At 42.6% G+C, this 12,400-nt stretch carries 10 protein-coding genes and 1 pseudogene; all 11 read left to right on the plus strand.

The window, feature by feature from the left end:
- A partial coding sequence (locus H5072_RS21035) for a hypothetical protein (protein ID WP_259395881.1) occupies positions 1–960 on the plus strand: 960 nt, incomplete at its 5' end.
- A 177-nt stretch (positions 961–1,137) separates the two neighbouring features.
- The gene (locus tag H5072_RS03295) at positions 1,138–1,848 is read left to right on the plus strand and encodes a hypothetical protein (RefSeq protein ID WP_182692694.1); all 711 of its coding nucleotides are present in this window, start codon (positions 1,138–1,140) and stop codon (positions 1,846–1,848) included.
- Positions 1,849–1,934: 86 nt separating this feature from the next.
- Positions 1,935–3,119 (plus strand): phage protease, encoded by a 1,185-nt coding sequence (locus H5072_RS03300; protein WP_182692695.1) that lies wholly within the window; start codon positions 1,935–1,937, stop codon positions 3,117–3,119.
- Positions 3,119–4,027 carry a Mu-like prophage major head subunit gpT family protein gene (locus H5072_RS03305; protein WP_182692696.1) on the plus strand — a complete coding sequence of 303 codons (909 nt, stop codon included), beginning with the start codon at positions 3,119–3,121 and terminating at the stop codon, positions 4,025–4,027. Before H5072_RS03300 ends, H5072_RS03305 begins: the two co-directional genes overlap by 1 nt.
- Before the next feature lie 75 nt (positions 4,028–4,102).
- Complete coding sequence (locus H5072_RS03310) at positions 4,103–4,585, plus strand: HI1506-related protein (RefSeq protein WP_182692697.1); 483 nt, start codon at positions 4,103–4,105, stop codon at positions 4,583–4,585.
- The gene (locus H5072_RS03315; protein ID WP_182692698.1) at positions 4,586–5,014 is read left to right on the plus strand and encodes a gp436 family protein; all 429 of its coding nucleotides are present in this window, start codon (positions 4,586–4,588) and stop codon (positions 5,012–5,014) included.
- A complete protein-coding gene (locus H5072_RS03320) occupies positions 5,014–5,433 on the plus strand; it encodes a hypothetical protein (protein ID WP_016707819.1) in 420 nt (139 codons plus the stop codon). Before H5072_RS03315 ends, H5072_RS03320 begins: the two co-directional genes overlap by 1 nt.
- A 1-nt stretch (position 5,434) precedes the next feature.
- Positions 5,435–6,187 (plus strand): hypothetical protein, encoded by a 753-nt coding sequence (locus tag H5072_RS03325; protein ID WP_182692699.1) that lies wholly within the window; start codon positions 5,435–5,437, stop codon positions 6,185–6,187.
- Between the two features lie 80 nt (positions 6,188–6,267).
- Positions 6,268–9,870: pseudogene (locus tag H5072_RS03330) on the plus strand (tape measure protein).
- Positions 9,867–10,229: a hypothetical protein gene (locus H5072_RS03335; protein WP_024604960.1), complete on the plus strand. Its 363-nt coding sequence runs from the start codon at positions 9,867–9,869 to the stop codon at positions 10,227–10,229. The pseudogene H5072_RS03330 and the gene H5072_RS03335 overlap by 4 nt, the downstream one beginning before the upstream one ends.
- A 10-nt stretch (positions 10,230–10,239) precedes the next feature.
- Positions 10,240–12,354 carry a hypothetical protein gene (locus tag H5072_RS03340; RefSeq protein ID WP_182692700.1) on the plus strand — a complete coding sequence of 705 codons (2,115 nt, stop codon included), beginning with the start codon at positions 10,240–10,242 and terminating at the stop codon, positions 12,352–12,354.
- Positions 12,355–12,400: the final 46 nt, after the last annotated feature.

Here is a 12,400-nt window from a genome sequence, read left to right on the forward strand (position 1 = left end):
TCAAGGGAAGATTTAGATCCTATTTTGGATTTAGGTGAAGAAGTTGAGCATTTTAATAGTTGGATCATTTCGGAACTAAAACTTCAAAAATCATCAGATATATCAAAGGATGCTCTTGATGAAATAATAGGTACATATTATAAATTTGAAGAATCTATTAGTAAAAAACAAGCTGATGCTATAGACAGCTTTAGGTCCCGTACAGAAAAAGAAATAGATCTGTCTAACGAATTTACCCAAAAAAAAATAAGTAGCGTACTTGAAAAAACTCAGCAACGATCACAACTACTTAATTCCTTAGCAGACGAGAATAATGCTAAAGTTTCAGAGCTAAGTAAAAATATAGAATCTATTGAGGCTGCATGTATTACCCAAATCAAGCTGGCTGATGATGTCTATAAAGCCGGTATAGTAAAAATAGAAGAAAGTAAGAATGAAATAGAAAGCATGCTGTCAAATACAGCTAATCGTGTAATGGCTGACGATTATGTTTCAAGCGCAGTTGCAGAGAAAAAAGCAGCTAACTGGCTGCGGGGGGGCTCTCTGGTATGTATGACTATTATTGTAGGTATCGTATGTCTTTCATTTTATGACTCAACTCATTCAGGCTTTAATTGGGAAAGCTCTATTTTCAGGACTGTACTAGTTTTTATATTATCAATACCTGCTGCTTATTTATCCAGAGAATCTACTAAGCATCGAGAGCAGCAATATAACTACCATCATACAGCATTAGACTTAAAAGCAATTACACCTTACATTGCATCACTCCCAGAAGCAGACCAAAATAGAATTAAAATTTCAATTGCGGAACGTATTTTTGCTTCAAGACAAACGAACGTAGCTCAACAAGAAAGTTTTCCTTTAAATACACAAGAATTGATTATGGAGCTTATTAAAAAAATCGATCTTAGTAAAAAAAAGAATGAGCAACTTGAAACAGAGAATAAAAAATCGTGACTTTATGCCATTCTCAGAGCTTATATTTAATTGGCTGGACGTAGCCTTAAAATGTTTGGTAAATTGGCTTAGAGCGCTGTTTAAACGCTGTTTAAACAGTCCTCTAAGCCTGTTAATGCCTTAAAAGACGTTTGTAATATTTTTAAAAGTAAATATAAAAACAAAAAGGAATATGTTTTGACTGTAAAACTAAAGCAATTTTTAGTAGTGATTTTTTTAGGTAGCTTAGGTTCAGGGCTTTGGGATCTTTTTTTAAAAGATGCGTTGTTCAGTCTTGGAAATGTTTTTGTTTTATTTTTTTCTAGTATCTCAAGTGGTTATTTAGATGGTCTTTACGAGCGTGTTGGTAACAGAGGGGATGGGATTTTTATATTTCCTGCGGCCTTTTTTCTTTCGTTTATGTGTTTTTTACCGACCATGCTTTTTATATTCATTAAAAAACAGCTTAATAAACTGGACGATTTAGTTGGTATAGTTTCAATCGAAGAAATTGATGAAAAAGAAGAAATTGATGAAAAAGAAGATGGGTTTGAGGATTTTGATAAAAGAGCAATAGACAAAGCTAATAAAATTCAGAAAAGATGGAAAAAAATACGTATTGTTTTATTGATAGGTTCAATACTTACTACCCTGTTTTATATACATGTAACAATCAATAGCTTATCTGAATATAAAGCACATGGTATTGTTGAGCGAAGGTTGGAAATAATTAGACCCTTTATCAAAGAGCAAGAGTTTTATAAATTAAAAAGTGATTCAAGATTAATAAACGACTTATTTACGCTTCAAAAATTAATTAATAAAACGGAAGTTATTGCAGTAGATAACAACATAAAGATGCCTGAGTTTAGTTTATATGGTGTGACGTTACCTGATCTAAGGAATTAACTGCCAAATTTCCCGAAACACCGCACGGCCAACCAATTCAAATCTAAATCCATACTGAGCACAGATTATTCAAACTGTGCTCAGTCATGAAAAAACAATTTACCAAACAAAGTTTACTTGAAACCACCTCACTTACATCGGCGCTTGCTGTTTTATCAGCAAGTAAACCTGCCGATTTAGGCTTTGCTGCGTGTCGCTTTGCAAGCGAAATTAACGAGCAAGGTATAAGCGAGCGTGTAATGGTGATGCCAGATGGCTATTTTAACTCCCACGATGGCCGCCCGTTCGACGTACCAGCCAATGCTTGGTTACTAGATCAAAACGCATTTGAGTTACTTAAAAGCACCGCAGGCACCCGCACTAACGACTACCACTTTGACTACGAGCACCAAACCCTACACGCCGAAGAAAACGGCAAGCCAGCCCCAGCAAGTGGTTGGTTTAACCCAAGCGATTTAGAGTATGTGCCAGGCGAGGGACTTTATGCCCTTAATGTACGCTGGACACCCAGCGCACGCGCACACCTAAAAAACGACGAATACCGCTTTATAAGCCCTGTTTTTCATTACGACAAACAAACAGGCCGCCCAACCAAATTACGCCACTTTGCCCTTACCAACGACCCAGCGGTAGACGGTATGGACAAAGTAGCGGTTTTAAAAGCTTCTAAAACCTATGTTAACAATGGAGAAAACACCATGAATGCAGCTCAAAAATTGCTGAGCTTGCTAGGGATAACTGTGGATGGTGAAAAAATCACCGATGCAGATTACACCCAAGCAACAACAGCACTCGCCGCTTTAAAAGCTAAGGCCGACGAAGCCGACACGCTCACCACCCAGCTAAGTAACGCAAACGATGCTGTTGCTGCACTTAAAGCAAATAGCCCTACAGAGGTTAATTTAGCTAAGTACGTGCCGGTTGAAACCTACAACGCATTGCACACTGAAATGGTTGCCCTTAAAAGCACCAGCGACAACCAAACCGTTGAGCAGGAAATTAACAAGGCTAAACAAGATGGCCGTGTGATTGCCAGCGAAGAAGAGTACCTAACTAGTTTAGGTAATCAGCAAGGCGTTGCTGCGTTAAAAGCGGTGTTAAATGCCCGTTCACCTATTGCAAGCTTAACGGCTCAGCAAACAATTAATGCACCTAAGCCAGAGCAAAACAAAGACGGCTTAGCAGCACTCACCGCAGACGAAAAGTATGCAGCAGACCAGTTAGGTCTATCGCACACGGCTTATGCCAAAGCTAAACAGGAGCAAAATTAATGGCTTTAGTGACCCCCGCACTTTTAACCGCGTTGTTTACTGGTTTTAAAACCGAGTTTGAACAAGGTAAATCAGAAGCAATGCCGCAATTTAGTAAAATTGCCAGTGTAATTAAATCTACATCGGCCAGTAATACCTACGGCTGGTTGGGTAAGTTCCCAAGCCTAGCTAAATGGATTGGCGATCGAAATATTCAAAGTATGAAGTCGCAAGCGTACACCATTACCAACGACGATTACGAGTCAACGGTAGGCGTAGACCGCAACGATATTGAAGACGACAACCTAGGCGTGTACTCACCTATTTTTAAAGAAATGGGTAACGCGGCGGCCATTCACCCAGACGAAATGATTTTTCCATTACTAGCGGCAGGTTTTACAACTCTATGCTACGACGGGCAAAACTATTTTGACGAAGAACATCCAGTTTATCCTAAAGCGGACGGCACAGGTACTGCGGTATCTACAGCTAATATGGCGGTTGATGATGAATACACTGGGGATGCCTGGTATGTGCTCGATACCTCAAAAGCACTTAAGCCGCTTATTTTTCAAGAGCGTAAAAAGCCTAACTTACTTGCGATGACAAAAACCGACGATGAAGCTGTATTCACTCGCAAAGAATACCGTTACGGCGTTGATTGCCGTGATGCCGCAGGCTTTGGTTTTTGGCAATTAGCTTTTGCTAATAAGCGTGCATTAACGCCAGATAACTTGTGGGACAGCATCGAAAAAATGCGCAGCTTTACTGCCGACGGTGGCCGTAAGCTAGGTATTAAGCCAACCATGTTAGTTGTACCAGCAAGCATGGAAAAGCTAGCAACCCGCATGTTAGAGCGTGAGCTTGATTCAAACAGCTCAAACGAACTTAAAGGCCGTGTAGAGCTACTAGTAGCTGATTACCTTTAATAGCTAACCCCATAAAAAACCCTATTAAGTACGGGGCTGCACAGCCCCATACTTTAAACCAGGAGTAATAATGAAATGGCTAAGAACCTTAAGCTCACTGCGCTTGCATCTATCATTGTGCATTGCACGCAGCCTACGGGCTACCGCCGTGGTGGTATTGCACACCCAAGCGGAAAAAACACTATTGCAGCTATCGAGCTTACACAACAGCAGCTTGAAGCAATTGAAAATGATCCACGCTTATCGGTGCAAGTTGTACCGCTCGATGCGAGTACTGCGCAGAACCCACAGCTGGACGCAGATAACATGGGTGCAAATTTAGATGCCCCTAAACTCTACGCTCAAGTTGACACCACCCAAGCACCAATAGAGCTGCAACCTGTTATTGCATTAATGATTGATGCTCAAATGGAGATTAAGCCGGTTGTCGAGCAGGTGGCTTATGAAGCGCCTGGCGAAAACGAAGGTGATGTTATTAAAGTTAAAGTGCCTGCGCTTACCCGTGATTTGGCTTGGCAATGGCTTCAAGAAGCAGCCAAAGCAGACGAGGGCGAGTAAATGGCCTACGCAACAATAGCTGCAATGCAAAAGCGCTTTGGCGAGCGCGAGCTTATTTATTTAAGTGAACGCGAGGACGCCCCAGCCGATGTAATTAATACCGCAGTTATTGATCAGGCCATTACCGATGCAAGCGACATGATCAACGGCTATTTAGCTGGGCGTTATGAATTACCACTTGTAACAGTGCCTAACTTACTTGAGCAATTTTGTTGTGATATTGCCCGCTATAAATTAGGCACTAACGACACTCCAGAACACATAGAAACTCGCTACAAGGACGCAGTAAAGTTTTTAAACTCTGTAGCTAAAGGCGAGTTAAGCATAGGTGTTAACGCACTAGGCGAGGACGCAAAAGTGCAAGACACCGCCACCATACAAAGTGCAGGAACCGTGTTTTCACGTGAAAAGTCAAAGGGGTTTATTTAATGTTTGAAATTACCACCGACTATTTTGCCGCTCAAACCCCACTTAAACAGGCACTTGAACAAGTTCCAGGTATTAAGCGTGTTTACTTAAGCGACGAGTTAGCTGACGTAAAAGAAGACCGACAAACAACCCCCAGCATTCACCTTATGTACTACGGCGATAACTTACCGGAGAGTAAAAACGCCGGTTATTTAATGCAGTTAACTCAAACATGGATTGTTGTACTGGTAGTGCGTAAGCAAGACACAAACGCAGGTGAGCACCTAACAAATATTATTCGTGCTATGGCGGGCAAAGTGCTTAACGGCACTGGGCCGTGGCTTAGAGTAAACACCCCAGCTAAACCCCAATTCACGAAAGGCCATGCGTATTACCCGCTGGCTTTTACTTGTCAAATGAGACTTAAAGGAGCGCTTTAATATGAGCGACGGTATTTTACTAGCGGGCAACATTTTTGTAGACCGCTTAAACGAGCAAGGCGTAAGCACCGGCCAAATCTTTGGCCCAATTAACACCACTAAGCTAGGCATTAAAGCCGAAGCCGATTCGGTTGTACGTACATCAAATAAAAAAGGCAGCAAAGGCCAAGCACTTGATGATGTAAAAATAGGTAAGCCAACGGTTATTACGTGGGAGTTTGACGACCAGCCAGCAGAAATGATTGCACTAGCGCTTATGGGTGATGTAGCTGCGATTAACGATGCAGCCGGTGCATTAACCGATGAAGCTATAACAATGCCTGCTAATCAATCATGGGTTGCAGTACCTGGGCAAAACTTTACAAACGATGTAGTAGTAAAACAAGCCACTGTAACCTTGGCTGTCGGTGTTGATTACGAGTTTAATTTTGCGCTGGGCATGGTACGCGCTATTAAAGGCGGTGCATTGGATGCAGGCGGCAGCATTACCGTAACAGGTAGCTACAACGCTCGCACCGGTAAACGCATTAATGGTGCAACAGTATCGCAAACGCGCTTACGTATTTTTGGCGAGGGCACAAACTTAGCCAATGGTAAGCAAGTTAACTTTGAAATTTACGACACTTCAATGATGCCAACCTCTGAGCTTGATTTAGCAAGCAGTGAGTTTGTAACCGCTGCGCTTGAAGGAACAGCCAAACTGGTAACAGGCAAAAAAGAGCCGTACTACATTGACGAGCTAGACGCTGAATAAACTCTATAAAGCGTATTTATAAAGGGGCGTTCGTCCCTTTATCTCCCCCATTCAAGCACTGTTTAAACTGAGTTAAAACCATGGCAAATAAAACCTTAGAATTAGCCCTACGCATTGTTGCGGAAGCCACAGGCAAGCAAAATATTGAGCAGCTAGTAACAGAGCTTGAAAATATTGAGCAAAGCGCAGATGCAGCTAATCCAGCAGCTAAAAGCCTCAGTGAATCGTTAGACAAAACCGACAACAGTGCAAAACAAACAGGTCAAACAGCAGGCAAACTTGCTAAAGAATTAGACGGGTTAGCTAATCAAGCTGATCTTATTCGTGCGTTTGAACAATCAAAACAAAAATTAGAACAACAAGAAATTGCTACAACCGCTGCGGCGCTCGCCCTTGATAAACTTCAAACCGAAGCTAAAAACACCGATAAGCCTTTTGTGCAGCTTGCACGCTCACTCGATGCCGCAGAAAAAGATTTAACCCAAATGCGCACCGAGCTTACACAGCAAACAAGTAAGCACACGGCACTACAAAATGCCCTTAAAAAGTCAGATGTAGACACCAATAATCTACGCGCTGCCAAGCGCGATTTAGCTGCCCAGTTTGATAAAACAGGCCGCTCTGTTGATAAATTTAGCAATAACTTACGAACAGGAACCACAGCCCAGCGCACCCAAGCACAAAGTTTAGACGGCGTTATAGGTAAAGTAACCGCATTGGCTGCCGCTTATGTTGGCCTTGACCGTGTGGCCCAAGCAGTAACCCAAGTGTTTACCACTGGCGATAAGTTTGAAAAGCTAGGCGTGCAAATGCAGGCGCTAATGGGCGGTATAGCTGGTGGTGAAAAAGCCACCGAGTGGGTAAAAGACTTTACCAAAAATACCCCTTTGCAAATGGGTGAAGTAAGCCAGGCGTTTGTAAAATTGAAAGCCTTTGGCCTTGATCCAATGGATGGCACCATGCAGGCCATTACTGACCAAGCTCTAAAGCTAGGCGGTGGTTTTCAAGAAGTAGAAGGCGTAAGCCTGGCATTAGGCCAAGCCTGGGCAAAACAAAAGTTACAAGGCGAAGAAATACTACAGCTTATTGAACGGGGTATACCTGTTTGGGAGTTATTAGAAAAAAGCACTGGTAAAAACACCGTAGAGTTGCAAAAACTATCAAGTGCAGGCCAATTAGGTCGCGATGTAATAAAAGGTTTAATAGATGAAATGGGCCGCGCGAGTGCTGGCTCAGCCGCAGCGCAAATGGCTCTCTTTAGCGGGCAAGTATCAAACGCTAAAGACAACATGGAGCAGTTTTATAACCTTATAGCGCAAAGTGGTGCTATGGATTGGTTAAAAGCGAATATAACAGTCCTCAATGCTGAGTTTGCAGCTATGGCCGCAGATGGCCGCTTGCAAGAGTGGGCGCAAAAAATCAGTGACACCATTGTAAGCACTGGCGAAGCAATTAAAGGCGCAGCAACAACACTTTACGAATACCGTGAAGAAATAGCCACCGTTGCTAAGGTGTGGCTTGCGCTAAAAGTAGGTAACTATTTTACAAGTGTAATAAGCGGTGCTGCAACGGCCATTGCATCATTAAGAACTTATACCGCAGCCGTTGGCTCTACAACCGTAGCGACCAATGCGGCAGGTATAGCTGCTGCAAAGTGGAGTACAGCACTTAAAACAGTCGCTAAAGCGGGACTGTATACCTGGTTAATTAGCGAATTGATTGAGGTTGGCTTTTTATATAAAGACTTACTAATAGCCGAAGAGGCGCTACGTAAATCACAGCAGCAATCAGCGCAGCAAGCGCAATTACTCACCGGTGAATTAAAATCGTTATCCAGTTCAACCGGCTTAGTTATTACTAACATGGCCGAGCTGGACGCGTTGATAGAGGCGGGCACATTAGTATGGGATGACGTAACCAACCGTTATGTAAATATTGAATACCAGCAACAAAAATTAGCCGAATCCACAGCTAAAACCTTAGCAGCTGAAAAAGAACGCCAGGCATTTTTAAGCCTAACATTACCCGAAGCTGTAAAAACCATAGAGTCGTTACAGCAACAAGCCACTGCACTTGATGGTGTAACCGTAGGCGTAGACGGCTTTTTACAAAGTATAGAGTCGGCTCGTACTGCTATTATTGCCGCCGGTGAACAATACCAGGGCCAATTAGTTGTATTAGATGCACTAAAAGTTAAGTTTACTGAGCATGGCGAATTATTAGAGCGTCAAAAAATATTTGCAGGGGATGTGGGTAAAGCTTACGAGGCGCTGGGCTTAACCTCAGTTAAAGCGCTGGACGATACCGCAAACAAGCTACGTGCAGCTTATGAGTTAATGCAAGAGTCTGAGCAGCCCTTAGCCATACAGCAACAAGCGTATTTAAAGTGGGCCGAAGCCGCAATAAAAGCCGCAGATGCTACCGACCAAACTGTGCCCTCAAGTATTGAAGCCGCTGCTGCTGCGCTTGGGCTTACCGAAGAGCTAGACAAGCTGATAGAAAAGGCCAACGCACTTAAGCCAGTAACAGACACTAACAGCGACGCAGTAAATCGCTTTGCTCGTGAACTTGAACAAACCCGCTCAGCAATTATTACTAATCAGCAAGTAATGGCAAGCAGCACTGCTACCGCTGAGCAAAAAGCCCAAGCCCAAGCGGCACTTACTATTCAGTAACAACGCTTAGCTGATCAAACAAACGATTTAACCCGAGTGCAGCAGTTAGAACTTGCAAGCCTGGGCGAATTACAGCGCCAACAAAGTAATGTAACCGCAGAGCTTGAGCGGTTAAATAGTCGTTATCAATCGGGCGCGTTAACGGCTCAAGAATACAATTATCAAAAAGAGCGTTTAAGCGATGTATTAGCCGTTGTAAATAACTTATTAGGTGACTTTAAAAACGCACAAGATGCCGCAACAACATCAACCAAAGCAAGCACTCAAGCAACTAAAGAACAAGCCAAGGCAAGTGAATCTGCAACTAAAAGCCTACGTGAGCAAATAGGACAATTAGATAATGTATCTCGCTCATACCAAAATGCATCACAAAGCGCTCAAAGTTACTACAGTCAACGAAGCCAAACTTCAGGCGCAAGCGTTAGCCAAGTAGTCGATTACCAAGAAAAGAATGGTCGAAATGCATATGACTTAGATACACCCGAGATTAGAGCCGAACGCAACAAAAGACAAAGAGCCGGTTATGAAACTGGGCATTTGGAGAAGTACCAAAGAAGTGTTGCATCCGCCAAAACGAATGCCGATCTTGATAAAATCTATAAAGAGCTTAACCAGCAACTTAGTCGATTAGGCACTGAAAATAAAAAAATAATTAACGATGCAATTAAAGCACGACGTGAAGCGTTAAAGCCCAGCAATAAAGTAAGTCAATCACAGGCTTACACGCCTAGCTATGCACCCACACAAACTTATACACCAAAAGCACCCACGTATTCGCAAAATAATACAAGCTCTAACGTCGCATCTAATAGCGCTTTAAACAGCTTAGCCTCAGTAGTAAAGGAGCTAACAGCAGCTCTAAAGGCCCAGCCAGTTACGAATACTGGTAACAGTAACGCACTGAAAACAGTGCGTTTAGAGCTTGTTTTGCCAAATAAGCAGCTTATTTATGGTGAATTTGAAGAACGCTTTTTACAAACATTAGAGCAACTGAGTAATACACAATGATAGTAATTAACGCCCAGCAATTAGATAACTTTGTTTGGTTAGACGAACTCGATTACAGCGCCGTTGCTGAGCAGTCAGAACGTGCCCTTAATGGTGCGCAGCACATAGAAAAAACTATTATACCCGCTGGGCGCTCAATCAATTTATACAGTGACTTTGAGGCGGCCAGCGTGTTTAACCCGTTATTTGAACACGCCAGCACAACGCTAACTCAGTTTGAAATAACAATACGCGGCACTGCATTTACTGTGGTGTGGGACCACAGCCAAAAGCCGGTAGAGGGTACACCGCATACGCATTTTTCAGACTCCGCACCTACCTATTTTCAAAACGTAAACCTACGTTTAAAAACTGTTTAAAGGCCCGATAATGCAAAGAACCGATTTAAAAATATTTAAACCACAACGCATAGGCAACGAGCTACACGCAGGCGGCCACCGAACAAGCAATGCGATTGTGAGCGGCAAGCTTAACGATGTGTTTAGCTCAATAAGTGATATTGATCATGCTCGGTCATCATTTGACTTAGTGAAGCTTTACCCAGCGCTAAGCACTGATGATGCAAGCCGACTGCAGGACGCGCACATATTCCTAAGCGACCAGCCAGATGATGCGCTTGTAAATGTATTGCTGGTTGAATCAATTAAGCTGAAAGATACTGACTTAGTCAGTGATATGTTGCCTTTATTGGGCCTTGCTGATACCAAGTTTCACGGCACTAGCACGCTAACTGCGGCAGTAGATAGCGAAGGCCAAGAGATTTCAATTAAGTCAATTACGCGTTCATTAACGCCTAGTGTTAAATCAATAAACACTAAAGTAGGCTTAAAACCCGATGCAGAGCCCGCCTTTAGCACTTACAGAACAAATCGTATTCAGAGTTTTGGTAGCATAACAGAGATTAATATACCTGTTCCGGATATGTTGAATTATGACCCTCATTTTTTTGCTGAATATCAACATACTTATTATGGTGGTCACGGTAGCGCAGAAGGCACTCGCTTAATTACTTTAACTAAAAAATTGAAGCAGTCAGACCTCACGTTTGAAAATGGAATTGTCTCTGCTCAGCTTTCACCGGCTGTGACTAAAGGCCAATATTTTACGCTCAGCTATATGTCTAGCGAAGATATGCGTTTTCATTCTTTTACACAAAACCAAAATATAACACTTGCGGCTAGTGAACATGTTTTAAGAGGTTCTGTAAGGCTTAAAAAAGCGGGACTTGATAATGTTTTTATTGATGATGGAAATGGTAACTTCATTTCTGAAGGTTATGTTTTTGCAAAAATTGATTATGAAACGGGCTTAATTACAGAAATTGATCCAGTTGATTACAATGGCACTGTTGAGAACAACTTAGGTGCAATCATTATAAAAGGTGATCGTGTAATAACTAAAAAGCAATGGCAATTACCAAATTCCAGCTTTGTTAGAGACTCACTTTACATTACGTTTGAAATAGCAACAGGCGCAACATTTAGCGCATCAAGCGATTTGAGTGGTGCAATCACTGGCACCAATATTACAGGCACCGTAAGCGAAACAGGCTATGTTGATGTGGTGTTTTCAGAGGGAATAAAACCCGACTCAATTAGCTACGATTACAATGAGGTTGAAGTAACAACAGTACCATCACCGCAGGGCGAGTTCGACACCTCAACATTGCCTGGTGGTGGCACTGTAAATATATTTCATAATTTCAACCCAATTAGTGTGCAAAACAGAGAGCGTTCAACAGCGTCTACGCTAACCAGTGGGCAAGTTATTAATGCGCTATCTAATGCTGACTTTATTGACATTGTTGACAGTGTAGGTGCTAGCTTGTGGTCTGTAAGTGATGACAATTACAGTTACGATAAAACAACAGGTGAAATAGCAATAAATGCAGGTATAAGCGCATTTTCGGCCCCATTCATTATTACTGCAATCCAGTCAGAGCTTGCGTTAATTAATGGAATTGAAAGTAATAAGCTTAGCTTATTAACACCCCTTAGCCGTGCATACCCAGCTGGCGCAACAGTGAGCAGCGTACAAGTATTAGGTGACTTTCAGGCTCAAACCAAAGATGAGCGCACATTATCCGCTTGGCAAAACAATTTTGGTGATCTTGGTGCCGCCGCCTCAAGCGCTATTAACACGACTCAATACCCGATTGAACTCACAAACATAGGCGCAATAGCTCAACGCTGGGCCATTGTTTTTACCTCAACAACAGCTTACAACGTGATTGGGGAATCAGTCGGCAATATATACAGCGGTGATACGCTAAACGACTGCTCACCTATCAACAGCTTTGCAGGCGCACCGTATTTTATTTTACGTAAAGAAGCGTTTGGCGCGGGATTAAACCCCGGTGAAGCGTTTTTATTTGAAACCCTCGCAGCAAGCAAGCCAATTATGGTTACACGCTCAGTATCACCCGGGCATTCAGAAATAGTGCGCGATAATTCTACTTTATCATTTCGTGGGAATAAGGATTAAATTATGACTCAATCAGTAACAGTTTATCGCTGGGATGACCCCGGCG

It is taken from the genome of Pseudoalteromonas sp. SR45-5 (genome assembly GCF_014163565.1).
In the GTDB taxonomy this organism is placed as follows: Bacteria; Pseudomonadota; Gammaproteobacteria; order Enterobacterales; family Alteromonadaceae; genus Pseudoalteromonas; species Pseudoalteromonas distincta.

Excerpts from the sequence above, each read along its gene's own strand:
- H5072_RS03340 (WP_182692700.1), top strand. The coding sequence starts at position 10,240 with ATGCAAAGAACCGATTTAAAAATATTTAAACCACAACGCATAGGCAAC.
- H5072_RS03310 (WP_182692697.1), top strand. The coding sequence starts at position 4,103 with ATGGCTAAGAACCTTAAGCTCACTGCGCTTGCATCTATCATTGTGCAT.
- H5072_RS03335 (WP_024604960.1), top strand. The coding sequence starts at position 9,867 with ATGATAGTAATTAACGCCCAGCAATTAGATAACTTTGTTTGGTTAGAC.
- H5072_RS03305 (WP_182692696.1), top strand. The coding sequence starts at position 3,119 with ATGGCTTTAGTGACCCCCGCACTTTTAACCGCGTTGTTTACTGGTTTT.
- H5072_RS03315 (WP_182692698.1), top strand. The coding sequence starts at position 4,586 with ATGGCCTACGCAACAATAGCTGCAATGCAAAAGCGCTTTGGCGAGCGC.
- H5072_RS03300 (WP_182692695.1), top strand. The coding sequence starts at position 1,935 with ATGAAAAAACAATTTACCAAACAAAGTTTACTTGAAACCACCTCACTT.
- H5072_RS03325 (WP_182692699.1), top strand. The coding sequence starts at position 5,435 with ATGAGCGACGGTATTTTACTAGCGGGCAACATTTTTGTAGACCGCTTA.
- H5072_RS03320 (WP_016707819.1), top strand. The coding sequence starts at position 5,014 with ATGTTTGAAATTACCACCGACTATTTTGCCGCTCAAACCCCACTTAAA.